The 25,325-nt window shown below is 55.5% G+C and carries 20 protein-coding genes; 14 read left to right on the top strand and 6 right to left on the bottom strand.

Annotation, left to right across the window (positions count from 1 at the left end; genetic code table 11):
• Positions 1-3: 3 nt before the first annotated feature.
• Complete coding sequence (locus Q5705_02225) at positions 4-1,383, bottom strand: SrfA family protein (GenBank protein ID WLI77404.1); 1,380 nt, start codon at positions 1,381-1,383, stop codon at positions 4-6.
• A 279-nt stretch (positions 1,384-1,662) separates the two neighbouring features.
• Here Q5705_02225 and Q5705_02220 point away from each other — a divergent pair, with 279 nt between their 5' ends.
• Positions 1,663-3,261 (top strand): ABC transporter substrate-binding protein, encoded by a 1,599-nt coding sequence (locus Q5705_02220; protein WLI77403.1) that lies wholly within the window; start codon positions 1,663-1,665, stop codon positions 3,259-3,261.
• Between the two features lie 10 nt (positions 3,262-3,271).
• Positions 3,272-3,505, top strand: a complete 234-nt coding sequence (locus tag Q5705_02215) for a YdcY family protein (GenBank protein WLI77402.1) — start codon at positions 3,272-3,274, stop codon at positions 3,503-3,505.
• Positions 3,506-3,539: 34 nt separating this feature from the next.
• Here the strand turns inward: Q5705_02215 and Q5705_02210 are convergent, their stop codons facing one another.
• Positions 3,540-3,989, bottom strand: coding sequence for a DMT family transporter (locus Q5705_02210; protein WLI77401.1), 450 nt, complete (start codon positions 3,987-3,989; stop codon positions 3,540-3,542).
• A complete protein-coding gene (locus Q5705_02205; protein WLI77400.1) occupies positions 3,986-4,504 on the bottom strand; it encodes an N-acetyltransferase family protein in 519 nt (172 codons plus the stop codon). The genes Q5705_02210 and Q5705_02205 overlap by 4 nt, the downstream gene beginning before the upstream one ends.
• A 37-nt stretch (positions 4,505-4,541) precedes the next feature.
• Here Q5705_02205 and Q5705_02200 point away from each other — a divergent pair, with 37 nt between their 5' ends.
• The 4 genes from Q5705_02200 (at position 4,542) to Q5705_02185 (ending at position 9,268) form a co-directional block, all read left to right on the top strand.
• On the top strand, positions 4,542-5,117 hold the full coding sequence (locus Q5705_02200) for a helix-turn-helix transcriptional regulator (GenBank protein WLI77399.1): 576 nt from the start codon (positions 4,542-4,544) through the stop codon (positions 5,115-5,117).
• A 68-nt stretch (positions 5,118-5,185) separates the two neighbouring features.
• Complete coding sequence (locus Q5705_02195; GenBank protein WLI77398.1) at positions 5,186-6,223, top strand: NADP-dependent oxidoreductase; 1,038 nt, start codon at positions 5,186-5,188, stop codon at positions 6,221-6,223.
• Positions 6,224-6,478: 255 nt separating this feature from the next.
• On the top strand, positions 6,479-7,135 hold the full coding sequence (locus tag Q5705_02190) for a GntR family transcriptional regulator (GenBank protein WLI77397.1): 657 nt from the start codon (positions 6,479-6,481) through the stop codon (positions 7,133-7,135).
• A gap of 192 nt (positions 7,136-7,327) precedes the next feature.
• Positions 7,328-9,268, top strand: a complete 1,941-nt coding sequence (locus Q5705_02185) for a methyl-accepting chemotaxis protein (GenBank protein ID WLI77396.1) — start codon at positions 7,328-7,330, stop codon at positions 9,266-9,268.
• Between the two features lie 53 nt (positions 9,269-9,321).
• Here Q5705_02185 and pqqU read toward each other — a convergent pair whose 3' ends face one another.
• Complete coding sequence (gene pqqU, locus Q5705_02180) at positions 9,322-11,436, bottom strand: TonB-dependent receptor PqqU (protein WLI77395.1); 2,115 nt, start codon at positions 11,434-11,436, stop codon at positions 9,322-9,324.
• Between the two features lie 265 nt (positions 11,437-11,701).
• Between pqqU and Q5705_02175 the strand changes: the two genes are divergently transcribed.
• Positions 11,702-12,763, top strand: coding sequence for a YncE family protein (locus Q5705_02175; protein ID WLI77394.1), 1,062 nt, complete (start codon positions 11,702-11,704; stop codon positions 12,761-12,763).
• A 2-nt stretch (positions 12,764-12,765) separates the two neighbouring features.
• Here the strand turns inward: Q5705_02175 and Q5705_02170 are convergent, their stop codons facing one another.
• A complete protein-coding gene (locus Q5705_02170) occupies positions 12,766-13,494 on the bottom strand; it encodes a metallophosphoesterase (protein WLI77393.1) in 729 nt (242 codons plus the stop codon).
• A gap of 115 nt (positions 13,495-13,609) precedes the next feature.
• On the opposite strand from Q5705_02170, the gene Q5705_02165 reads away from it, so the two are divergent.
• Together Q5705_02165 and Q5705_02160 are read left to right on the top strand one after the other, a co-directional pair.
• On the top strand, positions 13,610-15,100 hold the full coding sequence (locus Q5705_02165) for a GIY-YIG nuclease family protein (protein ID WLI77392.1): 1,491 nt from the start codon (positions 13,610-13,612) through the stop codon (positions 15,098-15,100).
• A 1-nt stretch (position 15,101) separates the two neighbouring features.
• The gene (locus Q5705_02160) at positions 15,102-15,974 is read left to right on the top strand and encodes a hypothetical protein (GenBank protein ID WLI77391.1); all 873 of its coding nucleotides are present in this window, start codon (positions 15,102-15,104) and stop codon (positions 15,972-15,974) included.
• On the opposite strand, the gene Q5705_02155 is transcribed toward Q5705_02160, so the two are convergent.
• Entirely contained in the window at positions 15,906-16,853 is a 948-nt protein-coding gene (locus Q5705_02155; GenBank protein WLI77390.1) for a LysR family transcriptional regulator, read from the bottom strand. The two genes, Q5705_02160 and Q5705_02155, sit on opposite strands and share 69 nt — an antisense overlap.
• Positions 16,854-16,951: 98 nt before the next feature.
• Here Q5705_02155 and Q5705_02150 point away from each other — a divergent pair, with 98 nt between their 5' ends.
• The 5 genes from Q5705_02150 (at position 16,952) to glgX (ending at position 25,218) form a co-directional block, all read left to right on the top strand.
• Positions 16,952-17,776 (top strand): SDR family oxidoreductase, encoded by an 825-nt coding sequence (locus Q5705_02150; GenBank protein ID WLI78947.1) that lies wholly within the window; start codon positions 16,952-16,954, stop codon positions 17,774-17,776.
• 49 nt (positions 17,777-17,825) lie between these two features.
• Positions 17,826-18,698 carry a class A beta-lactamase gene (gene bla, locus Q5705_02145; protein ID WLI77389.1) on the top strand — a complete coding sequence of 291 codons (873 nt, stop codon included), beginning with the start codon at positions 17,826-17,828 and terminating at the stop codon, positions 18,696-18,698.
• Positions 18,699-18,794: 96 nt separating this feature from the next.
• Positions 18,795-20,582, top strand: coding sequence for a malto-oligosyltrehalose trehalohydrolase (gene treZ / locus Q5705_02140; GenBank protein WLI77388.1), 1,788 nt, complete (start codon positions 18,795-18,797; stop codon positions 20,580-20,582).
• Positions 20,579-23,089, top strand: coding sequence for a malto-oligosyltrehalose synthase (gene treY, locus Q5705_02135; GenBank protein ID WLI77387.1), 2,511 nt, complete (start codon positions 20,579-20,581; stop codon positions 23,087-23,089). The genes treZ and treY overlap by 4 nt, the downstream gene beginning before the upstream one ends.
• A 56-nt stretch (positions 23,090-23,145) precedes the next feature.
• Positions 23,146-25,218, top strand: coding sequence for a glycogen debranching protein GlgX (glgX, locus tag Q5705_02130; protein ID WLI77386.1), 2,073 nt, complete (start codon positions 23,146-23,148; stop codon positions 25,216-25,218).
• Positions 25,219-25,325: the final 107 nt, after the last annotated feature.

The following is a 25,325-nucleotide window of genomic DNA, read 5'->3' as shown; positions in this document are numbered from 1 at the left end:
AAATCAATCACCTGTCTTTCTGAACGTCACCGGAACGGTGGTCTTAGCGTCAAAACGCGCGCTGCATTCCGCCACGTCATTGGTGCCTGCTTTACAGGCGATGTCCGGCATTGGGTAGTGTGAACCGTCGCTGCAACGCGCGTTGCCACGGCTCTTAATCAGCAGCTCGCCGGTATCATGCAGGCCGGAGAAGAGATCGACGCGGCAGGTGACGTTTTTGCCCATCACAATCCGTGCGCTGCCTTTATTGTTCTGGATCTGATAACGCACGCTCGGCGCTTTACCGGTGACCGGATCTTTCACTTCCATCGCCACACGCCAGCTGCCATTGAGGAATTTGGTGGAGCCCATTTTCACCTGTCCGGCATCCATCACCATCGCCCCTTTGGGGATCGGGATGATAATAACCGGCTCATTCTCTACCGGTTTCTCTTCCGGCACTTCCACAACTGGCGGAACGACTGCCGCCTGATGCAGCGGTAAGTTGGCCGCAAGCTGCGGAATAGGTTCTGCCTTAATCGGTTGCGGGGCGATAGCGACCGGTTTTGGCGGCGCGGCGACCGGCGCGGGAGCAGAGGTTTGTTGTTGCTGTTTGAGCGCCAGCGGCACGGCAATCGCAGCGGCGACCGCCGCCGCAACCGGCAACAGCCACAGCACGGTGCGGCGGCGTTTTTTCGGCACGGGTGCAAAGGTCGGTTCCGGGGTTGGCGCGGGTTCTGGCTCGGCATCCTGTACGGCCTGATAGACCGGGGCAACATTCACCGGCTGCGGTTTTGCCTGGGGCGGTGGGGTAAATAGTGGCGCATCCGCCTGGCTGAACGTTACCTCTGCCGCCGGTTCTTCTTCGGGCTCTGGCTCAGGCTCCGGTTCCGGCTCGATAATAATTTCCGGGATTTCAGGTTCCGGTTCGTGCAGGCATTCGAGCACATTTTCCCGGGCGCTTTCGTTAAGATTCACGAAGCCCCAGAAGGTGATGACCGGTTTGCCATCAACGAGGAAAACATGGTTTTCACCGGGGAATTGCAGCGCTTTTTCCAGCAAGGAGCCAAACAGTTGCTGCGCTGTTTTCGGCGATTGCAGGCATTTACGGCTCAGCGCGGCCGCGCTGTCCAGCGTGCTTTCAAGGTAACGCAGCGCCCGGGCGCGCTCGTCGGGATCTGCCGCTTTCCAGGAGACGGACCGGCCATCGATAGGCGAATACCAGTCGACGCGATCGCCTTCATCATTGACCTGCGGTATTGCCAGGCAATCGACTAACGCCTGCTGTTTACGCAGACGCAGTGCTTCACGAATTTGCAATGCCGAATCGAATACGGCCTGACCGCCGCCGCCAACGGCCTGGAAATCATCCAGATCGCCGCTACGCAAGAGTGTTTTTGCCACGTTTTCATCCCATAGACTTCTTCACGCGTCTACTATACGCGTTCCCGGCACCAGCAAAAGGCGGAGGAAAGCGCAAAACCTTTGAATTCTCGACGCATTGATAGCGTCGAACTGGCTTGACGGCAGAAAATTTACCTAAGAAAAATTTTCTTTTTAAGCATGGTGGATATTTCAGCAAAAACAACCGCTTTAGAATAACTTGATAGTCAATCGTTATTTGCCAGTTTGCTTCTGCTGTGCTGAGATTAATGCTCCATATAAAAAAGAAGGCTCCTGCAAATGTCTACAGGGAAAACGCTGCTCGCCCTCGCGCTGAGCACACTGTTACCGGCAAGTGCTGCCTGGGCGGCATCCAACGATACAATTATCTACTGCTCCGAAGCGTCTCCGGAATCTTTTAACCCGCAAATTGCCAGCTCCGGGCCGACTTTTGTCGCCAGCTCGCAGGTGCTGTATAACCGCCTGGTGACCTTTGATCCGGTGAAAAACACGCCCATTCCGTCGCTGGCGACAGAGTGGAAAGTCTCTGACGATGGCAAAACCTGGACCTTTACGCTGCGCCAGGGCGTGAAATTTAACAGCAATAAGTACTTCAAGCCGACGCGTGATTTTAACGCCGATGACGTTATCTTCTCCGTGATGCGGCAGATGGATGCGAAACATCCGTACCATAACGTTTCGCAAGGAAACTACGAATATTTCACCGATGTCGGCCTCGATAAGCTGATAAAAGCGGTGAAAAAAGTCGATGATAACCACGTTCAGTTTGTGCTGAATGAGCCGAACGCCGCATTTCTTGCCGACTGGGGGATGGATTTCGCCTCGATTCTGTCGGCGGAATATGCCGATGCAATGCTGAAAAAAGGCACCCCGGAAAACGTCGATAACTGGCCAATCGGTACCGGCCCGTATGCCTTGCAACAGTACAAAACCGACGCGCAGATCCGCTATCTCGCCAACCCCAATTACTGGGATGGCCCGGTGCCGACCAAACACCTGATCTTCTCCATCACCCCGGATGTGCAGACCCGTCTGGCGAAACTGCAAACCAACGAGTGCCAGATTGTTCCCGCTCCGGCGCCGGTGCAGTTTGATCAGATCAAAAAGAACAAAGAGTTAACCCTGCACACGATAGATGCGCTGAACGTCGGCTATCTGGCGTTTAATACCGGGAAAAAACCGTTTGATAACGTGCTGGTGCGCCAGGCGCTGAACTATGCAACCGACAAACAAGCTATCGTCAACGCCGTATTCCTTGGCTCCGGCACGGTGGCAAAATCGCCGCTGCCGCCGAATATGCTCGGCTTTAATAAAGATCTGAAGGATTACGGCTACGATCCGCAAAAAGCCAAAGCGCTGCTGAAACAGGCCGGGCTGGATAAGGGCTTTGAAGCGACGCTGTGGTCAATGCCGGTACAGCGCCCGTATAACCCGAACTCCAGGCGCATTGCCGAGATGATCCAGAGCGACTGGGCGAAAGTGGGCGTCAAAGCGAAAATTGTCTCTTACGAGTGGGGTGAATACCTCGCCGGGATGCGCAAAGGCGAACACGATACCGCGCTGTTTGGCTGGATGTCCGATAACGGCGACCCGGACAACTTCGCCGATACGCTGCTGGGCTGTAATAGCGTGAAAAGCGGCGCCAACGCTGCCCGCTGGTGCGATAAGGGTTATGATGCGCTGGTGCAAAAAGCAAAACGGGTTAGCGATCCGACAGAGCGCGCCAAACTTTACGGCCAGGCGCAGGAGATCTTCTACCAACAGGCTCCGTGGATTGCACTGGCAAACGGGAAAACCTTCTACGCGACGCGCAGCAACGTCAGCGGTTATACCGTTAGCCTGATGGGCAGTGATTTTTCAAAAGTGAAGCTGAATTAACGGAGGGAATATGTCACATCTGGATGAGGTTATCGCCCGCGTCGATGAAACAATCGGGCAGGGCGTGATTGCCGGGATGAACGAATTGCTGATTGCGCTCAGCGACGACGCGCAGCTTAGCCGCGAAGAGCGTTATGCCCAGCAACAGCGCCTGCGAAACGCCATTGCGCACCATGGTCGGCAGTATAAAGAAGACATGGAAGCGCGACGCGATCAACTCACCAAAGGTGGCACGATCCTCTGAACCTGACGGGCCGCAAGGCCCGTTTTTTTACGCCTCATAACTGCCGTCTGGCGACCAGCCAGGCACCAATCACCAGTAACACCGCGCCGCACACCGGGCCAATCAACGCCCGCAGCGCGACGCCGTTACTTCTCACCACATCCATTGCCAGCCCACCAATAAGCTGGCTTGCCACCAGCACCGCAATCGTGGTTGCCGCGCCGACATATTGATAACCACTAATGCTGGCGAAGACGAAAAAAGAGCCCAGCAAACCGGGGATCAGCGTCCACCATTTCACCGTGCTGAATAATTCATGAAAACCTGCCGTGCCGTTCTTTATCAGCAAAATCGTCACAAACAGCACAATGCCGACCAGCGAATTAAGCAGCATGGCAATCAGTATCGTCGAAGCAGATTGCGTGATGCGCACCATTAATGTGTTTTGCACCACCAGGCCAATACCGGCGGCAATAAGAAAGGCGAGGGTCAGTGACTGGTTCATTCAATGGCGTCCGGATCGGTGCGGTTATCAAGCTGCAACTGCATAAAGGTGAGATCCAGCCAGCGGCCAAATTTGGTGCCGACCTGCGGCATTTGCCCGGTAATGGTGAAACCGAGTTTATGGTGCAGATGGATAGAGCCGTGGTTTTGCGCTTCAATCCCCGCCACCATCACATGTTTACCAATGCGCTTTGCTTCGTCGATTAAGCGTTCCATCAGCGCCAGGCCGAGACCTTTACCCTGATGTTCCGGGTGAACATAAACCGAATGTTCGACAGTATGGCGAAAACCGTCAAACGCGCGCCAGTCACCAAATGAGGCATAGCCGGTGACAACACCATTTTCTTCGCTCACTATCACCGGGTAGCCGAGCAGGGCGCGCGCCTCAAACCACGCGATACGGTTATCAACATCCACCGTTTGATCATTCCAGATAGCCGCCGTATTCACGACCGCGTGGTTATAGATAGCGGCAATTGCCGCGCAGTCCACTTTCCCGGCGTAACGAATATTCATGGTTGAACCCCAAATTTGTACACTATAGTATTACGTAATGAATACTATCTCAGACAATATAAATCAACGGATCAGTGCACGAATTCGTGTCGAACGGGAATCCCGCGGCTGGTCGCTCAGCGATCTGGCGGAGCGCGCCGGGGTGTCGCGTGCGATGATCCACAAAATCGAGCGTGCAGAGAGCAGCCCGACGGCAACGCTGCTGGCGCGGCTTTCCGGCGCATTTGGCATCAGTATGTCGACGCTTATCGCGCGGGCAGAAATGCAGGAAGGCAAATTGCTGCGTTACGCCGATCAGCCCGTGTGGCGCGATCCGCAAAGCCACTATTTACGCCGCCACGTTTCACCGCGCAGCGACTTGCCGATTGATCTGGTGCAAATCGACTTACCGCCGGGCAGCGATATTCCCATGCCGGCTTCTTCTTACGCGCTGGCGCGCCAGTTAATCTGGCTTCAGGAAGGGGAACTGGTCTTTGTCGAAGGGGATACCCGCCACAATATGCACGCCGGGGATTGCCTTGAACTGGGGCCGCCGAACGATTGCCGCTTTATCAATGAAAGCCGCCAACCTTGCCGCTACCTGGTGGTGAGGCTCAATCATTCGACGCCCTGATCTCAACGCGCGCCTGGCGTTCAGCGACTACTATCAATAGTCAGTCCAACAATGCACAGGAGAGCATAATGAACCAACATTCTCACCGTAACCGCCGCTGGGTGCTGGCTTCCCGGCCGCATGGCGCGCCGGTTGTTGACAATTTCCGTCTGGAAGAAGATGAGATCGCATCCCCCGGCGAAGGGCAAGTGCTGCTGCGCACGGTTTACCTTTCGCTTGACCCCTATATGCGCGGGCGCATGAGCGATGCGCCATCTTATTCGCCGCCGGTAAAAATTGGCGAAGTGATGTGCGGCGGTACGGTAAGCCGGGTGGTGAAATCGCAGCATCCCGATTTTGCCGAAGGGGATTGGGTGCTGAGCAGCAACGGCTGGCAGGATTACGACATCTCCGGCGGCGATGGGCTGGTGAAGCTCGATAAAAATATCCCGCATCCTTCCTGGGCGCTGGGTGTTCTCGGTATGCCCGGTTTTACCGCCTATATGGGTTTGCTGGATATCGGCCAGCCGAAAGAGGGCGAGACATTGGTCGTGGCCGCTGCGACCGGACCGGTCGGTGCAACGGTCGGGCAGATTGGCAAAATCAAGGGTTGCCGGGTAATAGGCGTTGCGGGTGGCAGCGAGAAGTGCCGCCATGCGGTGGACGCACTCGGTTTTGATCTCTGCCTTGATCATCATGCCGATGATTTTAGTGAGCAACTGGCGGCTGCCTGCCCGCAGGGCATCGATATTTATTATGAAAATGTCGGTGGCAAAGTATTCGATGCGGTTCTGCCGTTATTAAATACCTCGGCGCGAATTCCGCTTTGTGGACTGGTGAGTGGTTATAACTCAACCGAACTTCCTGACGGACCCGATCGTATTCCTTTATTAATGGCGACGCTTTTGAAAAAAAGAATACGCTTGCAGGGGTTTATTATCATGCAGGATTACGGTCATAGGATTCACGAATTTCAACAGCAAATGGGAAAATGGATTCAGCAAGACCTTATTCACTACCGCGAGCAGATAACCGAAGGGCTGGAAAATGCACCACAGGCATTTATTGGCTTACTTGAAGGGAAAAATTTCGGTAAAGTCGTGGTGCAAGTCGGGCCACAGAAATAAATTAAGGATGGCGGAAAAAACCGCCATCTGAAATTGTGCAAATTTTTGAAAAACGGCTTTAATTAGATATGCATAAGGAACCCATGTCCTTGTGAAAGTGGTTCCTGGTGGCCGTGTATAATAAATAACTCATTGTTCTATCTTTACGCAATAATCCAATACCAGGCATGTACTTATATAATATATCTTTTAGTCATACTCATTACAGGCACGCCACCAGGCTGAAATAATAAAGAATTGAAACAGGATGCAAACATGCTTGATTTGGAAAAAGCGCAACGGACCAGTTTGACCATGCAAGTGGAGGCGAGTCTGAAAAGTGCGCTTATTATTGGAGCGCTTAGACCTGGCGCACGGCTAATCACGAAAGAAATCGCCGATCAATTAGGTACCAGCATTACGCCGGTACGCGAAGCGTTACTGCGGTTAGTCTCCGCAGGCGCGCTGCACGCCACACCGGCGCAGGCTTTTTTAGTTCCGGAGGTCAGCGAAGAACGTTATAACGAAATCAATCAGATACGTAAAAACCTTGAAGGCATGGCCGCCCGGGCTGCCAGCCAGAATATGACAAAAGATGCCATCCATGAGCTGCGGATCTTCGCGGCGAATGTTGATGAAGCAATGAAAAGCGGCAACACGGAACAAGCCTTACAAGCGAATCGTGTGTTTCGCTTTAGCGTTTATGGCCATGCCGGTATGCCGACGCTCACCGCCTTAATCGAGCAGTTATGGGTACGTATAGGCCCTTGTTATAATTATCTTTACCCTAAATCTGAGCATTTGATGCGCGTTCAACATTACAGCGATTTAATAGCCGCTCTTGAAGAGGGAGATGCTTTTGCCAGTGAACGGGCAGTGTGGCGCGCTATTGATGAGGGCGCAAACATCGTCCATAAGCAATTCTTTCGATAAGTGATAATTCCTTAATTCAATCATTCCATGAAACTTATTGGTGCTCCCCGGCGAAAATTTGCGAATGGGGCGCATCAATATCACATTTCTGACCGATAACACCCCGCCAGGCTGAAACCCCTGCATTCCTTGCCGATAACTTTTTTGTGCGCAGTCAGGCGCTAACATTGGATGTCCAGCAAGGGGTCAGAAATGTCATTTAGCCAGCGGTTAAGCAATATAAAAATTAGTCGAAAGCTGTCGGTCGGATTTGGTTTAGTTCTGTTTCTGGTTGCGATTGCTACCATTCTCAGCGTGTTGCGGTTTAAAGAAATCCGCGACGTCTATGTAAAAACCAACCTGATGTACAACATCAATATTGAAGTCTTTCAGGCCAAAATTAACCGCCTGAAATATTTCTATGGCGATGATAAATCAGGCCAGGTAATGGCCAACTATGTGCATCACGCCTCCGAACTGACCGCCAGCGCGGATAGCCTCTCCTGGTCGGATAACGAGCGCAAAATTATCAGCGAAGTTGCCGGGCATCTGGACAACTTCCAGGCCAGTATCGGCGAGATGCAAAAAGCGACCGGCTCTCTGCAAACGGTACGTGCCGCACTGGATAAGCTCAGCACTGAAGATCTCTCGGCCCGTTACACCACGCTTGTACGCACACCGGTGGCCGATCCAGGCCTGATGACGCAGGTTTACGAACAATTGTTCGCCATTAGCGCCGTGCGCGATGCCGCACTGGTGGTGCGTTACAGCCCGGGAAAAGAGTCGCGCGATCTGCTGGACAGCCGTTTTAGTCAGACGGAAAAAAGCGTGCAGGCGCTGGCAAGCCAGTTGCCAGGCGAACTGCAATCACCGCTGCAATCGTTATGGGATGAAACGGTGAAGTACCGCGATCTGTCACTCAATTATCTTGCTGCGTTTCAGGCCTTGAAAGTGGCAGAAGATAAGGTCAAAGTCGGCGGCGACAACAGCAGCGCGTCATTAAGAGAGATCATTGCGCTGGTGAAAGCGAAAAACGATGAACTGGCCTACACCTCAAGCACCATCGCCTCGATTATCGGCGTGATTGCCATTCTGCTTGGCATGCTGGTCTCCTGGTGGGTGATCCGCCAGATTACCCGTCCGGTGGATCGCAACCTGGCGCTGGCTGAACGCATTGCCAGCGGTGATTTAAGCTCGCATATCCGCGCACAAAGCACCGATGAACTGGGGCAGTTAACGGGCGCAATGGGGCGGATGAACGACACCCTGCGCGATATGATTTACGAGGTGCGCAACAGCGTGACGCAGGTTTCCCGCGCGGCCACCGAAATCGCCGAAGGCAATACCGATCTCTCTTCACGTACCGAACAGCAGGCCGCCGCCGTGGTGGAAACCGCCGCCAGTATGGAAGAGTTGACCGCGACGGTGAAAAACAATGCCGATAACGCGCGCAACGCCAGCAGCCTGGCGGCACAGGCCTCGCAAACCGCCAGCCAGGGCGGCACCGTGATGCGTGAAGTCGTTAATACGATGGGCGATATTCACAGTAGCTCAAATAAAATTGCCGACATCACGGCGGTGATTAACAGCATCGCGTTCCAGACCAATATTCTGGCGCTGAACGCGGCGGTAGAAGCGGCGCGTGCCGGTGAACAGGGGCGCGGGTTTGCCGTGGTCGCCAGTGAAGTGCGTAGCCTGTCGCAGCGCAGCTCGCAGGCGGCAAAAGATATTGAGCAGTTGATCAGCGAGTCTGTTTCACGCATTAACGTCGGCAGCGAACTGGTGGCTAAAGCCGGGGAAACCATGGATCAGGTGGTGCAGTCGGTCACGCGCGTAAACGATATCATGGGCGAAATTTCGTCAGCATCGGAAGAGCAGAGCCGTGGTATTGAGCAGATTGCCCGCGCGGTCGGCGAACTGGACAGTACCACGCAACAGAACGCCTCGCTGGTCAGCGAATCATCAACGGCGGCGGGTTCACTGGAAGAGCAGGCGCGCCTGCTGGAAGAACTGGTAGCGACTTTCCGCCTGGATCAGGGCGAGGCAAAACCGGCCCCGGTGACGGGCGGTAAAACACCGATCCAGCCGCTGACAACAGCGAAAACACCCGCCCGGGAAAACGCGGAAAGTGAAGAGAGCTGGACTACTTTCTAAGCGCATCCGCAGTGTTAAAGAAAACCGCCTGGCTATGCAGGCGGTTGCTTTTATTACTCGAACTGATAAGCGACGGACAACCCGACGCCGTAGTTACGCCCCGGAGCCGGTTCGTAGTAACGGCCATTGGATTCGTTCACGATCACCGAGCCGACGTATTTGCGATCAAACAGGTTATCGACGCGGCCAAAGAGATCCATCATCCAGTTGCCGTAGTTGAACTTGTAGCCGGTGTTAAGACCGGTAACGGTATAAGAGGGCGCTTTGGCGCTGTTTTCGTCGTCCGCCATAATGTCGCTCATATAACGCACATCCGCCCCGGCATACCAGCCCTGTTCCGGGATCCAACCCAGTGAGGCGAAGCCCATATTGCGTGCAATGCCCGGAATGCGGTTCCCGTTACAGTCGCTGTCGTTACACACGTCGCTGCGATAGGTGGCATCCAGGTAAGTCCATGATGCTTTCGCCCGCCAGTTACCGGCGAACTGCTGATCCAGTGACACTTCCGCCCCCTGGCGGCGGGTTTTACCGGCGTTTTTATAGGTGGTGCGACCGCCGCTGCTGGTATCGGTCACAATCTCGTCGCTGGTTTCAGTGCGAAACAGCGCCGCCGTCAGCAAGCCGTTACCCATGCGCGTTTTGCTGCCGATTTCGACCGTATCGTTGGTGGAGGGTTTCAGGGCGAAGTTCAGCCCGCTTTGCCCGTCGGCACGATAAGAGAGTTCATTGATGGTCGGCGTTTCGAAACCGCGCCCGGCGGCGGCATACACATTCCACGCCGGGGTCACCGCATATTTCAGCGAGGCCGCCGGTAACCATTTGTGGTAATTCGCATCACCGCTGTCATCGCCATTTCCTGCTGTCACATAGTGGTCGTTGGAATCAAACCATACAGAGCTGTAGCGCACGCCCGCATCGAGCGACAGTTTGTCGGTCAGTTGCCAGGCCGTTTGCAGATAGGGATCGACGTTCCACATCAGGTTGCGTTCGTTACGGCGCAAACTGCCTTTCTGGCCGTATTCCGGCGTCGTGCCGTTCATAACGAAGTTTTCATAGCCTTTGCGAGCTTCGTTCATGTTTTCGTAGTTCAGGCCGCCGGTAAACGTCACTGGCACGCCCAGTTCGCCACGGTGCGTCCATCGCGTATCGATGCCCTGATAATGGCGGGTTAAATCAATCACGCCGCCGGCATGGGACGGATTAAGCTGCGGCGCGCGCGGAATGGACTGATACTGCGTGGTTTCGCGCTCCCCGGCGTACATCATCACGCTGAGATCGTCCTGATCGCTGAGCTGGCGCTCATAGCGCAATCCGGCCTGAGTTTGTTTGATGGTTTTGCGCGTGTGGTACTGCTCAGCGCGCGGCGACTGGCGCGGGTTGTCCTGCCATTCCGACCGGGTTAAACCGCCCGCGTCGTCAGCTTTAATATCGACACTGTTAAAAATCAGGCTCAGTTTGCTGACATCATCAATGCGCACGCCCAGTTTGGCATTCGCCAGGTTTTTGCGCGCGCCGCTGCGATCGCGATAACCGTGGGTAACAAAACGGGTAGAAGAGGCGGTGTAATCGACATCGCCCGCGTGCGTGCCGTCGCCCATTGCGCCAGTCGCCTTCAGGCCGTAACGCCAGCTACCGAAACTGCCGTAATAACTGCTCGCTTCAACCGTTGCTGGTTCGCGCCCGGTTTCAGTGGTGACGTTCATTACGCCGCCGGAGGCGTTACCGTACAGCGCCGAGAACGGGCCGCGCAGCACATCAATGCTTTCCACACTGTTGAGATCGATATTCGAGGTTTGCCCCTGGCCGTCCGGCATGGTGGCGGGAATGCCATCGACATACAGGCGAATGCCGCGCACACCGTAAGTGGAGCGCGAACCAAAACCGCGAATAGAGAGCTGCAAATCCTGCGCATAGTTCTGGCGGTTTTGCACCTGCAAACCGGGCACGCTGCCGAGTGATTCAGACAAATTCACGCGCGGCGTGGCCTGGCGGATATCGTCGCCCTGAACCACGCTGACGGCGGCGGGGCTATCGAGTTCAGAAACAGCCTGCGGCGTGGCGCTGACGATCATCGTTTGTTCATTGTTCGCTGCATAAACAGAGGTGGATAACGCAACGGGTAATAGCAACACCGGCAGTGTGGCCTTTGTGACAGAAAAGATTTTCATGACGGAACCGAGTTAGAAAGACGAGCCAAAAGAAAAAAGCGCCAACATGTTAATGGATATGTAAATTTTTTGAAAATGTTGAGCGCACGTTAGGTTAATAATCAGTGTAATAGAGGCGGGGGATTTTGCGCGTGGGTGAATTTAACGCTCCACTTTACGAGCACAAATGATTACTATTCTCAACTATAACAACAAGCGAAACCGCAGTTTCGTGCACTGGACGCATGTGAAAACGTAATCATCTTGTCTACCAAAGGGAGTCGTCATGTCTTTACGTCATTTTTCCCCATCGCGTCTGCGCGGTACGTTATTCCTCGGTTCTTTACTGCTGGCGGGTTCCTTCAGCACCCATGCTGCCGAAGAGATGTTGCGCAAAGCGGTGGGCAAAGGCGCCTATGAAATGGCCGTCAGCCAACAGGAGAACGCCCTGTGGCTGGCGACCGCACAAAGCCGCAAAACTGATAAGGGCGGGGTGATTTACCGTCTTGATCCCAGCACGCTGGAAATCACGCAAGCCATTCACAGCGATGTGAAACCGTTTGGCGCTACCCTCAATAACCAGACTCAGACTTTGTGGTTCGGCAATACCACGGACGGTGCTGTCACGGCGGTGGATGCCAAAACCGGCGAGATCAAAGGGCGCGTGGTGCTGGATGGGCGAAAACGCTCTGAAACGGTGCGCCCGCTCAGCCCGCGCGAACTGGTGGTTGATGAAACGACCAATACCGTTTACATCACCGGCGTGGGAAAAGAGAGCGTGGTCTGGGTGGTTGATGGCAACACGCTGAAGCTTAAAAACACTATCGCTAATACCGGCACTTACAGCACCGGCCTGGCTCTCGATTCTGCCGCGAAGCGTCTTTATACCACCAACGGCGACGGCGAATTGATCACTATCGATACCGGCAATCACAGCATTATCGACAGGAAAAAATTGCAGGATGACGGTAAAGAGCATTTCTACCTGAACCTGAGTCTCGACACCGCGGGTCATCGCGCTTTTGTGACGGACTCAAAAGCGGCAGACGTGCTGGTGGTGGATACCCGTAACGGCAAGGTAATGAAAAAAATCGCGGCGCCTGAATCGTTAGCGGTGCTGTTTAACCCGACGCGTAACGAAGTGTATGCCACGCATCGCAACGCCGGCAAAGTGAGCGTTATCGATGCCAAAAGCTACAAAGTAGTGAAAACCTTTGACACGCCAACCCATCCGAACAGCCTGGCGCTGTCGCCCGATGGCAACACGTTATATGTCAGTGTGAAACAGGCATCAACCCGTGAAAAAGAAGCCACCCAGCCGGACGATGTTATCCGTATTGCGCTGTAAGTTCACACACTCACAAAATGGCTGACGCATTTTCCCGCGCGGATGTCATGCACCATCAATCCCGTCGGATCGGTCACCGGCGGGACGCGCTGTGCATCCAGCATTAACGGATTTGCCAGGCAAACCGATCCACAAATATAGGCCGGGATCCCGGCAAACATCGCCGACGCCGGGCGGTGCACATGCCCGCAACTCAGCGCCAGCGGCGGATGCGGCAATCGTGCGAGCAACTGCGCAAGTTCCGGCCCGCCATCGCACATCGCGCTATCGAGCGGCGCGATACCGCTGGCAAAAAGATGCTGATGTAAAAAAACCATCGCCGGTTGCGGTGCCGCCCGCAGCGCGGTGTCCAGCCATGCCAGATGCGGCAGAATATCGCCCCGACTTTCACCGTGAACCGTCACATCCACGCCAATCACGGGCAAGCCGTCGAAAAGTTCATAAAAGTGCAGCGGCGCATCGGCTGCGCGCTGCGCAAACTGCGCCAGGCTCGCACACATCACCTGTTTATCATCGGCATTGCCCGGCAGCAGCAGGGCGCGACACGGTAATCGCTGGAGTTCATCCGCGATTGCCTCGTAACCTTCGCGCCAGCCGTCATCGGTTAAATCACCGGTTACCACCAGCACATCGGGTTTGACAGTGAGAAGCCAGTCGATGGCCTGATGTAGCCGGACAAGGTTGTCATTTTCCGGCGCGGCATGAATATCGCTAAGTTGAGCAATTAACATCGTTTCTCCTGGGCGGGCTTTGAGTCTGAAGTATGGCTACGGGAACTGATAGCTGCGCAAAAAAAGGGGATAGCGTAAGCTTGCCGGGCGAAAAATAATAAAGGCTCACACACTCATGCATACAGCAAAGCCATTTCCCATGCAGGAAGAGTATCCGCAGTTGCAGACACTTGACCCGTTAGCGAATGCCATCATTGAAAAGACTGTTGATAACGTCACACGAAAACTGGTTGCTGGCTACCGTAATAAAAACAACTCCCGCCCCAACGCCAGCACCCCCGATGCCAGCGCAACGGTGCAGGACACACTGGCCGCTACGTCAGCGCAAAGCGTTCTGGAAGTCGCTAACCGTGGCGCGAACTGGAAGGAGCTGATCCTGAAAACCTTCAGCCATGGCATCTCTTCCATTTCCACCATGAAATTTGATGGCGAATTCACGGTAAAGAACGGCAAAGCGGAAGGTCTGGATAAGGTTCCTGACACCCCCGGCGTGTATGTCGTTTTTGACAATGAAGGGCAGGTCAGATACATCGGCGATGCTGCGAAATTGCAAAAACGCTGGGTTGCGGGGCACCTTAACGAGAACAAACAAGCCCAACGCAATGGTGAAAGCTACAAACTGGCGGACGAGTTCGCCGAAGGTTGCACCGTCAAATTCATTAGCGTCGATTCGGTAGAAACGGCGGCCGCGATAGAAGCACACATCCTCAAAACCGAAATGCCACCGGTGAATAAAAAAGAAGAGCTGAAATACGAGCAGGGTAAACGCTCCAATATTGAAGCGAAAAAGATGAAAGAGTCGCTCAAAAACGCCGGCACACTTGCGGTTGGCGCAGCGAAAGAGGCGGGGCTGAATGTCAGTTGGGAAGTGCTGGAACGTCTGGTGACGACCATGATCAAGGCGTTGAAAGATGAGATGGTCGATCTCTTTATCACCACGAAGGCTCAGCTTAAGGTCAGACTGAAACGCTTTTTTGATCGTATCTGGCAAGTATTGTCTGGCTACCTGCAAGCACCGTTATCGATTCTTAAAGGTATTTTTGAGTTTGTGGTGAATGCACTCAGCCAGGCGATCGGCAAAATTTATCAGTTGGCAAAAAACATCTATGAACTGGGCATGTCCGTCATTGCGCTTATGAAAGGTGCAAAAACGGTGACCCGTGATGAGATGATCCACAAGGCTTCTGAAGTGATCATCACCAGCGGCGCGCTCATCTTTTGGGATGCGCTCGATCCGCTGATTGAAGCCGGGTTAACCGGGTTATTTGCGCCACTCGCCCCGTTTGCGCCTTATATTTCCTCCCTGCTTTGCGCAGTCGGCTTTGGCGTGACCAGCTACTATCTCACTCAATTTGTGCCGCAGGTCTTAACGCTGATAGCCAACACCGAACCGCAATTTATTGCCGAGGGACGAAAAACGCATCAACAGCTGTTAGCCAATGTGGAAGCCAATGAAAACCTACTCATCGAACTTGACCATTATGCCCGCTCATCGCTGCAACTGATGGAGACCACGCGCGCCCAGACACGCGAAATGAACGCGGAAGTTAACAAGTTAACGCGTTTTTCAATTGCCGATGAGTTAACAAAATTACAAGGACATTAATGTGCACTCTTCCACGGCGTTAACCACCACGCGCGCGCAGTCTGTTGCCTCGTTTCGCAATAACATCGATTCGTTATTGCAGCGTCTTAACGATGAATTTCAGCAGAGCAAAAATATTGCAGATAAGGCAGAAGCCTTTACACAGCGCGGTTTTTTCAGCCGCTGGAGCGGCTCGCTCACGGCGAAAAATGATACCGATCTCGCCGAAATGATCGGCAGCCTGGGCGGCAGCCTCAATGTCACCCAGGAAGTGGTGCAGTGCCTGCTGCAAATATCATCCGAGAAAAACCAGGTAATCAAAGGATTTCACGCGGCCATTGTCGATAAGCTGCGCGATCTGGAGTCGAACGATACGACACTGGACTTCAACGTGCGGGAAAACTTCACCCTGCTGCTGCAACACCTGAAAGAGCAGGTTGAGGACAAGCTCGAACAGGCCAACGCGGTGGAAGAGCATACCGCGCAATTGGCTGAACAAAGTGAAACCCTGGCGGCTATCAGGCGCGATCTTCAGGCGCAGATAACCCATTCAGGGCGTGTAACTGAGCAGGTTAGTGCGCTGGAGCAGACGACAGATAAACAGAGTGATGAACTGGCGGCGCTGAAAGAGACGGCAACATCAATCCATGCGACGCTGAGCACGCTTGAACATCAACTGGCTGAGGCTTCCCTGCAACATAAAGCCTTGTTTGAGGCTTATCAGCAACATTGCAACGATGTTGAACACGCGCAGCAACGCCAGCAAGAGAGTGTTGCTTTGCTTGCACGTACCATGCGTAAAAACCGCATTAACACCAGAGATATCTTACTGTTTGCCACAACAGCCGCTGTCGGCCTGTTGTTCTGGCTGCACTTTGCGCCGCTCATGCACTGACCGGATCGCCGCAATAAACGCTTTCAGTATCGCCGGAACTTGCCGGTGGCTGGAGTAGTACAAACAGAGCCCGTCAATCGGTGGGCTAAAGTTTTCCAGCACTTCAACCGCCAGGCCTTCATCAATGGCGCGGCGGGCGAAGGGCTCCGGCACAAAAGCAATGCCCAGGCCTTCAATCACCGCATCGACCATCAACGCGCTGTTATCCAGACAGAGGGTGCCGGGCACATGCAGCGTCAGCGGCTTATCGTTTTGCATAAACTCCCAGCGGTAGCGTTTTCCGCTCGGCAGACGCTGCGCAATGCAGCGGTGATGTTGCAGATCCTGCGGCTGCTGCGGCACGCCCGCCGTTTGCAGATAGCGCGGCGAGGCGATAGCAATAAACCGGATTGGGCCGCCAAACGGCACGGCAATCATATCGCGCGGCACCGCTTCCGCCAGACGTACGCCGGCGTCAAACCCTTCAGCGACGATATCCACCAGCCGACCTTCCGTGACCAGGTCCAGCATGACCTGCGGGTGCGCATGCAGAAAATCCTGCACCACATGCTGTAACAGCCAGCGCGCACCGCCTTCATTGGCATTAATGCGCAGCGTGCCGTGTAGCTCCTGCGGGCGAAAACGGGTGGCATCCAGCGCGTCGTCCAGCGAGGTGAGCAGCGGATCGATGCGTTGCAGCAGGGTAGCGCCTTCTTCAGTGAGCGAAACGCTGCGCGTAGTGCGGTGCAATAAGCGCACGCCAAGCTGGCTTTCCAGCGAGCGCATGGCGTGGCTCAGGGACGATCGCGACACGCCCAGTTCATTGGCGGCACGCTGGAAACTGCGCTGCTGCGCGACCTGTAAAAAGGCTTTTAAATCCGCAAGGCTGACATTTTTCATTGTTGAATTTTCTTCACCACTTCATGCCGATTGGTGAGGCTTATCATAGCAGCGGCATCGGCTTACGCTAGTCGCTCACCTGTTAACGGAGAGAAATGATGAAAACATGGCTGATTACCGGAGCCTCATCCGGGCTCGGACTAGAAATGACCCAACAACTGCTGGCGCGTGGCGATCGGGTTGCCGCCGCGGTTCGCCGCCCTGATCCTTTGCAAGCATTGCAGGAACAGTATGGCGATCGGCTGCGCATTCACGGTTTCGATATGACCGATACCGACGCCATGCGCCGGGAAGTAGAAAACGCGTTTACCGCCTGCGGCACGATTGATTACATCGTGAGTAACGCCGGATACGGCCTGTTTGGCGCGGCGGAAGAGCTGACCGATGCACAAATCGAGCGGCAACTCGCCACCAACCTCACCGGGTCGATTCAACTGGTACGCGCGGTGCTGCCGTGGCTGCGTAAGCAAGGCGGCGGGCGCATCGTGCAGGTGTCGTCCGAAGGCGGGCAGGTCGCGTACCCGAATTTCAGTCTTTATCACGCCAGTAAATGGGGGATTGAAGGTTTTCTTGAAGCGGTGGCGCAGGAGGTCAAACCCTTCGGCATTGATGTGGTGATTGCCGAACCCGGCCCGACACAAACGGGCTTTGGCGCAGGCCTGGATCATGCAAAGCCGCTGGCGGTGTATGACCAAACCCCTGCGGGTGAAGTGCGTCGGGGGATCGCCAACGGCAGCTTTGATATCAGAGGCGACGCCGCGCGCACGGTGGCAGCAATGATTACCGTGGCAGAAGCACCAAATCCGCCATTTCGCGTGCCGCTCGGCAGCATTGCCTGGGAGCACCTGGTGGCCACGCTTTCCGGGCGGCTGGCAGAAATTGAACGCCAGCGTGAAATTGCCTGGTCGGCGGATGCATCGTAAAAGCGTTAGAATGCGGGCTTGCGTCTGGAACGCTATGACAAAGGATTAAATGATGCTTTTCCCCGCTAAATCACTCTGTTCTCTGCTGCTGTGCGGCGCGTTTGTCGCCAGCGCCGCCACCATTGATAGTGCCAGCCTGACGGCCATCGCCCGGTTACAGGAAGCAAAACTGAACGCGCGCATTGGCATTGCGGTCATCGACACCGCGACGGGCAACACCGTGAGCTACCGGGGAAATGAGCGTTTCCCCCTCAACAGCACCCACAAAGCGCTGCTCTGCGGCGCACTGTTGAGCAAAGTCGATAAAGGCGAGTTGGCCTTAAGCGACACCACGCAATTTAGCAAAGCAGCACTGGTGGAGTACTCGCCAGTAACCAGCCAGTTTGTTGCGCCAAAAAGCATGAGCTGGCAACAGTTATGCAGCGCGGCGGTCAGCCACAGCGATAACAGCGCCGCCAACCTGGTTGCCCGTAAACTGGGCGGCCCGGCGGCGGTAACGCGTTTTTTGGCTGAATCAGGTGACAGTGTCACGCGAATCGACAGAAATGAACCCGAACTGAACAGCGCCATTCCCGGTGATAAACGCGATACCACCACGCCGGTCGCCGTCAGCCAGACGCTGCAAAAACTCGTCCTCGGTGATGTGTTAACGCCGCAATCCCGAACGCAACTGGCGCAGTGGTTGCGGGAAGATAAAGTGGCGGATGCGCTACTACGCTCAGTGTTGCCCGCCGGTTGGTCGATTGGCGATAAAACCGGGGCGGGGGCAAACGGCTCGCGTTCGATTATCAGCGTAGTCTGGCCGAAAAAGGGCAAACCACTGATCGTCTCAATTTATATTACGCAAACCCAGGCGACCCTTTCGCAAAGTAACGATGCCATTGCCCGGCTGGGGAAAACGATATTTGAAGCGACCCATTAAGGGATTGACTACAGGATACATCGTCGCTGAGCCCCCCATCGACTGGCAAATTATCGTCTATGATTGTTCTTCGTGGCATCGTGGAGAGGTAATTGCATGGCGTCGAAAATGTTTTCTAAGACATGGGGTGCAGAGTTCATTGCCGATGGCACGGTTCGCTTCCGTTTGTGGGCAACAGGCCAGCAGCGTGTCGCGCTGCGCCTTGCCGGCCAGGACAGGCCAATGGACAGCACCGGGGATGGCTGGTTTGAATTAACAGTTTCCGGTGTGCAACCGGGAACGGAATACAACTTTGTGCTGGCCGATGGCATGGCTATCCCGGATCCCGCCTCGCGGGGACAACGGGACGATGTGAACGGCCCGTCGCTGGTTATCGATCCCAGGCGTTATGTCTGGCAGAACACCGGCTGGCAAGGTCGCCGCTGGGAAGAGGCGGTGGTGTATGAACTGCATATCGGTACTTTCACGCCGCACGGCACCTTCCAGGCAGCGATAGAAAAACTGCCATATCTCGCTGAACTGGGCGTCACGATGATTGAAGTGATGCCGGTTTCACAATTTGGCGGCACCCGCGGCTGGGGCTATGACGGCGTGCTGCTCTATGCGCCGCATTCCGCTTACGGTACGCCGGAGGATTTCAAAGCCTTTGTCGACGCCGCGCACGGCTTCGGGTTGTCCGTGGTGCTGGATATTGTGCTTAATCACTTTGGCCCGGAAGGCAACTACCTGCCGCTGCTGTCGCCGGACTTTTTCCATAAAGAGCGGCAAACACCGTGGGGTGCGGGTATTGCTTACGATGTTGATGCGGCGCGGCGTTATATCGCCGAAGCGCCGCTGTACTGGCTAAATGAGTTCAACCTTGATGGCCTGCGTTTCGATGCCATCGACCAGATTGAAGACACCTCCGACACCCATATCCTTGTTGAAATCGCACAGCGCATCCGCGCAGAAATCACCGACCGTCCCATTCATCTGACCACGGAAGATAGCCGCAATATCATTTCGCTGCATCCGCGCGATGAAAACGGCGCGGCCACGCTGTTTACCGGTGAGTGGAATGATGATTTCCACAACGCGGTACATGTCTTCGCCACCGGTGAAAACCACGCCTATTACCAGGATTTTGCCGCTGCCCCGGAAAAATGGGTCGCGCGCGTGCTGGCGGAAGGGTTTGCCTACCAGGGCGACGTTTCCGCGCACTCAGGCGAGCCGCGCGGGGTGGATAGCACGCAACAGCCGCCGGCCGCGTTTGTTGATTTTATCCAGAACCACGATCAGGTGGGCAACCGCGCCCAGGGCGAACGTTTAATCGAACTGGCTGGCGTTGATCGCACCCGCGTGCTGCTCGCCACGCTGCTGCTGTCACCGCATATTCCGCTGCTGTTTATGGGCGAAGAGTATGGCGAAACCAATCCGTTCCTGTTCTTCACCGATTTTCATGGCGATCTGGCAAAAGCGGTGCGCGAAGGGCGCACCCGCGAGTTTGCAGGCCACGCCGGACATGAAGGGGAAGATGTTCCCGATCCGAACGACCCGGAAACCTTTACCCGTTCACAACTGGACTGGACCCGGCCGCACAGCGTTGAAGGTCAGCGCTGGCTGGAATTTAGCCGCCAGTTGCTGGCGCTGCGCCAGCAACATGTGGTGCCGCTGCTGGCCGATGCCAGACGGCACAGCGGTGAGATAGTTAACACCGCGCCCGGTTTTATCGCCGTTCGCTGGATATTCCCGCAGGGCACGCTGTCGATGGCGCTGAATATCAGCGACACCCGCCAGCCGCTGCCGGATCTGCCCGGTAAAACGATATTTGCCTGGCCGCAGGAGAGTGCCGATGTGGCGCCAAACGCCATTGTTGTTCGTCTGGCTCAGGGAGAAGCACCGTGAGCACGCCAACCGCAACGTACCGTATTCAGTTTCGTAACGGCATGACCTTCGCGCGTGCCGCCACGCTGGTGCCTTACTTAAAGAAGCTCGGTATCAGCCATCTTTACGCGTCACCCATTTTTACCGCCACCACCGGCTCGACGCATGGTTATGACGTCACCGACGCCAATGAAATCGACCCGTCACTCGGCGGGCGCGAAGGGTTTGACCAGCTGGTGCAGGCGCTGAAAACGGCGGGCCTGGGGCTGATCCTTGATATTGTGCCCAACCATATGGCCGCCTCGCTGGAAAATGCCTGGTGGCGCGATGTGATAGCACGCGGCGAAAAGAGCCGCTGGGCACACCATTTTGATATTGACTGGTCGCGCCGCCTGACGCTGCCTTTCCTCGGCGACGATTTTGACGCCGTAGTGGAAAAGGGCGAGCTGGCGGTAAAGCCGGATCCGCAAACCGGTAAACCGGCCTTCGTCTATTACGAGAGCGTCTACCCGCTGGTGGAAGAGAGCTGGCAGGGGCGTGAACAGGAAGTACTGAGCCTGACGGATCCGGCGAAAATCGTTGAACTCCATGCGCAGCAGCCCTGGCGGCTAATGTGCTGGCGCGATGCGGCAAACGATCTCTCTTACCGCCGATTTTTTGAGATAACCGGCCTGGTGGGCGTGCGGGTGGAAGAGGAGCAGGTATTTGACGATACCCACCAGCTTATTCTCGAACTGGTTCACAGCGGCGCGGTGGACGGGCTGCGCGTCGATCACGTAGACGGGCTTGCCGACCCGAAAGGTTACTTAACGCGCTTACGCCAGAAAGCGGGAGCCGATTGCTATATCACCGTCGAGAAGATCCTCGGTAAAGGCGAACATCTGCCGGACGACTGGCCGGTTTCCGGCACCACCGGCTATGAATTTATCGCTGCGCTCTCTGATGTGCTGGTGAATGACGAGAAGCTCGACGGGCTGCGCGAAGCATATCACCACGTGGTGGGCAAACCGGTCGATATGAAGGCCGAACTGCGATCGGCAAAGTTATTGATGGTCGACAGAAATTTTGCCGGGGAGTTCAGCACGCTGCTGCGCCTGGCAAACGGGATTGCCGCCAGTGAAAACCCGGTGCCGGACGAAGGCTTGCTGCGCCAGGCGCTGCGCGAGTTGTTAGTCGCTTTCCCGGTGTATCGCACCTACGGCACGGCGCAGGGCTTGCCGCCTGCGGATCTGGCGCTACTGCAAAAAGTAGTCGGTAAAGTCACCGCCAGCAGTTTCGCCCCCGATCCGGCGGCGCTGAATTTTATCGTCCGCATTCTGACCGGCGAGGTGGCGCAAAGCGCGCGGGAAGACGCCGCCCGTTTTCGTACCCGCTTCCAGCAACTGACCGGGCCGCTGATGGCAAAATCGGTGGAAGATACGCTCTTTTTCCGCCAGAACATGGATCTGGCGCTGAATGAAGTGGGCGCAGAACCGTTACGGCGTAACTTCTCGCTTGACCATTTTCATGAAGAGATGCAGACGCGCCTGGAGAAACAGCCGGATGCGCTTTCCGGCACCTCAACGCACGACACCAAACGCGGCGAGGATGCCCGCGCCAGGCTCTACACCCTGACGGAAGCGCCGGAGCGCTGGGCCGAGTGTGTGGCGCGCTGGCAACAGATGAACCAGTCAAAAGTGAGCCTGCTTGACGATGGCCCGGCACCGCGTCCAGCGGTGGCATGGATGATCTATCAGGCGCTGGCGGGCGTCTGGCCGGTGACGTTACAACCGGATGACGCCGAAGGGCTGAAAGCGCTGGAAGAGCGTTTTGTCGAATTCGTTGAAAAAGCGCTGCGAGAAGCGAAACAGCGCACCGACTGGGTGGACAGTAATGACGCTTATGAAAAAGCGGTGCTGGATTACGCCCGCCATCTGCTGTCGTCCGACAATCAGGCGTTTTTGCAAGATTTCACCACCTCGTTACTGCCGTTTATCCGCGCCGGTCTGGTCAACAGCCTGACGCAGACGCTGATCAAACTGGCCGCGCCTGGCGTGCCGGATATCTACCAGGGCAGCGAAGCGCTGAACTTTAGCCTCGTTGACCCGGATAACCGCCTGGAGCCGGATTACCCGGAACTGGAACGTTTGCTGGAAGCGCAGGAGCATGCCGACCCGCGCCTGCAAGAAGGATGGTCTAGCGGGCAACTTAAACAGTCGTTTATCGCCCGCTTGCTGCATTTGCGTGAGCAAAAACCGTCCCTGTTTCGCCACGGGGAGTACTTGCCGCTGAATGCAGAGGGCGAGCAGGCCGACCATATCATCTCGTTTGCGCGTATCGAGAATGACGATGCGCTGATTGTGCTTGCACCGCGCCTGCTGTTTGGCGCGCTTGAAGATAGCCTGAGCGGGGCGGTTATCCCGCTACCCGAGCGGCTGGCGCATCGCCATTACCGCGACATGCTTAGCGGGGAGGATGTGCTACTCAACGACCGCGTGAATCTGCGGTCAATCGGGGGTTTTACTTTCGCAGTACTGGTAAGCGCTTAACCGCGCTTTGTAGAGGAAATGTCAGGTGACGCTCTATAAGAGATAAAGAGGGACCCATGTCTGGTAAACCATTTCACATCACGGCGGGGCACGGCCAGCAACTCGGTGCGAATTACGACGGTGAGGGTGTGAACTTTGCGCTCTTTTCAGCTCACGCAGAACGCGTGGAACTTTGTCTTTATGACCCCAGCGGCCAACAGGAAATAGCCCGCCTGGAGCTGCCTGAATACACCCATGAAATCTGGCATGGCTACGTTCCGGGGCTGAAGCCCGGCGCACTGTATGGCTATCGCGTTTATGGTCCTTTCGACCCGGAAAACGGCCATCGCTTTAACCCCAATAAATTGCTTGTCGACCCGTATGCGCGGGAGCTGGTCGGCGATATCGAATGGAATGAAGCGCACTTTGCTTATGATCTGCTGGCTGAAGATAAAGATCTGACCTTCGACGAACGCGACAGTGCGCCGTTTACGCCGAAATGCCGGGTGGTCGATCCCAACGAGTTCGACTGGCAGGATCAAAACCGCCCGAATATTGCCTGGCCGAACGCGGTGATTTATGAAACCCACGTTAAAGGCTTCACCCAGCTTAACCAGGCCATTCCGCAGGAACTGCGCGGGACGTTTGAAGGCATGGGGCACAAGGCGACGGTGGATTACATCAAGAGTCTTGGCATCACCTCCGTTGAATTGCTGCCGGTGCACTGGTTCCCGGACGACCAGCATCTGCTGGAGAAAGGCCTGCATAACTTCTGGGGGTACAACACCCTCGGCTTTTTTGCCCCGACCTCGCGCTATTACGGCCCGAAAGGTATCCAGGGTTTTCGCGATATGGTGCGCAGCTTCCATGACGCTGGCATCGAAGTGATCCTCGATGTGGTTTATAACCACACGGCGGAAGGCAACGAACTTGGCCCGACGCTCTCGTTTAAAGGCATTGATAACTTCTCTTACTACCGCACAATGCCCGATCAGCACCGCTATTACATTAATGACACCGGCACCGGGAACACGGTTAATACTTCGCATCCGCGCGTGTTGCAGATGGTCATGGATTCCCTGCGTTACTGGGCAGAATCGATGCATATCGATGGTTTTCGCTTCGATCTGGGCACCATTCTTGGCCGCGAGCCGGAAGGGTTTGACCAGCGCGGCGGCTTTTTCGATGCCATCACGCAAGACCCACTGTTGTCGAAGCTGAAACTGATCGGCGAGCCGTGGGACATTGGCCCTGGTGGCTACCAGGTGGGCGGTTTCCCGCCGGGTTGGGCGGAGTGGAACGACAAATACCGCGATACGCTGCGCGAATACTGGAAAGGCGATAACGTGTCGACGGATTTTGCCGCCCGGTTGCTTGGCTCCGGCGATATCTACGACCTGCGCGGTCGCCGCCCCTGGTCGAGCGTGAATTTCATCACCGCCCATGACGGTTTTACGCTGAACGACCTGGTGTCGTACAACGAAAAACATAACGAGGCCAACGGCGAAGACAATAACGACGGCCACAACGACAACCGTTCCTACAACTACGGCGCGGAAGGCCCGACGGATGACGAAGGCATTAACGCCGTGCGCGAGCGGCAAAAACGCAACTTCCTCGCCTCGCTCTTTTTCTCCCACGGTACGCCGATGCTGCTGGCGGGCGACGAGTTTGGCCGCAGCCAGTCCGGTAATAACAACGGTTACTGCCAGGACAGTGAGATCTCCTGGGTTCACTGGGACACCTTACAGGGCGACGGCGAAGCGCTGCGCGAGTTTACCCGCCACGTTATCAAGCTGCGCGCAGAGCAACCGCTGCTACGCCGGGAAAACTGGCGCGACGGTATGGAGATCAAGTGGTACAACGCCGGTGGCGGGGAGCAGTTGCCGGAACAGTGGGAAGAGGGTACGACGCTTGGGGTGTATATCGGGCGGGCAGATCTGCAAGACGAACCGGGTATCTGGCACGATGTGCTGATGCTGTTTAACCCGTTCGAAGGCAATGTCCCGTTCCGCATTCCGCAGTTCGGTGAAGGCGGTTGGGTGCTGGAACTGACCACATCCGATGCGGTTAAACGCGGGATCGTTATCACTAAAGAGAAGGATTTTGAACTGGAAGGCCGCAGCATCGCGCTGTTCCGCCGTCCGTAAATAGTATTCCGACATCAACTGACACAGGCGCACAGGTTGCGCCTGTTTTTTTATTTTTCTCAGCAATATCTTCACCACTCATTCGTCTACCTCATCACAGGCAATTA

Source organism: Kosakonia sp. H02, from assembly GCA_030704225.1.
Classification (GTDB): domain Bacteria; phylum Pseudomonadota; class Gammaproteobacteria; order Enterobacterales; family Enterobacteriaceae; genus Kosakonia.
The sequence above is the reverse complement of the archived record's forward strand: the minus strand, read 5'-3'. Positions and strand labels throughout refer to the sequence as shown.

Coding starts and splice junctions, on each gene's coding strand:
- Q5705_02215 (WLI77402.1), top strand. CDS start 3,272: ATGTCACATCTGGATGAGGTTATCGCCCGCGTCGATGAAACAATCGGG.
- Q5705_02175 (WLI77394.1), top strand. CDS start 11,702: ATGTCTTTACGTCATTTTTCCCCATCGCGTCTGCGCGGTACGTTATTC.
- Q5705_02220 (WLI77403.1), top strand. CDS start 1,663: ATGTCTACAGGGAAAACGCTGCTCGCCCTCGCGCTGAGCACACTGTTA.
- Q5705_02200 (WLI77399.1), top strand. CDS start 4,542: ATGAATACTATCTCAGACAATATAAATCAACGGATCAGTGCACGAATT.
- Q5705_02190 (WLI77397.1), top strand. CDS start 6,479: ATGCTTGATTTGGAAAAAGCGCAACGGACCAGTTTGACCATGCAAGTG.
- Q5705_02205 (WLI77400.1), bottom strand. CDS start 4,504: ATGAATATTCGTTACGCCGGGAAAGTGGACTGCGCGGCAATTGCCGCT.
- glgX (WLI77386.1), top strand. CDS start 23,146: ATGTCTGGTAAACCATTTCACATCACGGCGGGGCACGGCCAGCAACTC.
- Q5705_02185 (WLI77396.1), top strand. CDS start 7,328: ATGTCATTTAGCCAGCGGTTAAGCAATATAAAAATTAGTCGAAAGCTG.
- Q5705_02155 (WLI77390.1), bottom strand. CDS start 16,853: ATGAAAAATGTCAGCCTTGCGGATTTAAAAGCCTTTTTACAGGTCGCG.
- Q5705_02210 (WLI77401.1), bottom strand. CDS start 3,989: ATGAACCAGTCACTGACCCTCGCCTTTCTTATTGCCGCCGGTATTGGC.
- Q5705_02165 (WLI77392.1), top strand. CDS start 13,610: ATGCATACAGCAAAGCCATTTCCCATGCAGGAAGAGTATCCGCAGTTG.
- Q5705_02195 (WLI77398.1), top strand. CDS start 5,186: ATGAACCAACATTCTCACCGTAACCGCCGCTGGGTGCTGGCTTCCCGG.
- Q5705_02150 (WLI78947.1), top strand. CDS start 16,952: ATGAAAACATGGCTGATTACCGGAGCCTCATCCGGGCTCGGACTAGAA.
- Q5705_02170 (WLI77393.1), bottom strand. CDS start 13,494: ATGTTAATTGCTCAACTTAGCGATATTCATGCCGCGCCGGAAAATGAC.
- bla (WLI77389.1), top strand. CDS start 17,826: ATGATGCTTTTCCCCGCTAAATCACTCTGTTCTCTGCTGCTGTGCGGC.
- pqqU (WLI77395.1), bottom strand. CDS start 11,436: ATGAAAATCTTTTCTGTCACAAAGGCCACACTGCCGGTGTTGCTATTA.
- treZ (WLI77388.1), top strand. CDS start 18,795: ATGGCGTCGAAAATGTTTTCTAAGACATGGGGTGCAGAGTTCATTGCC.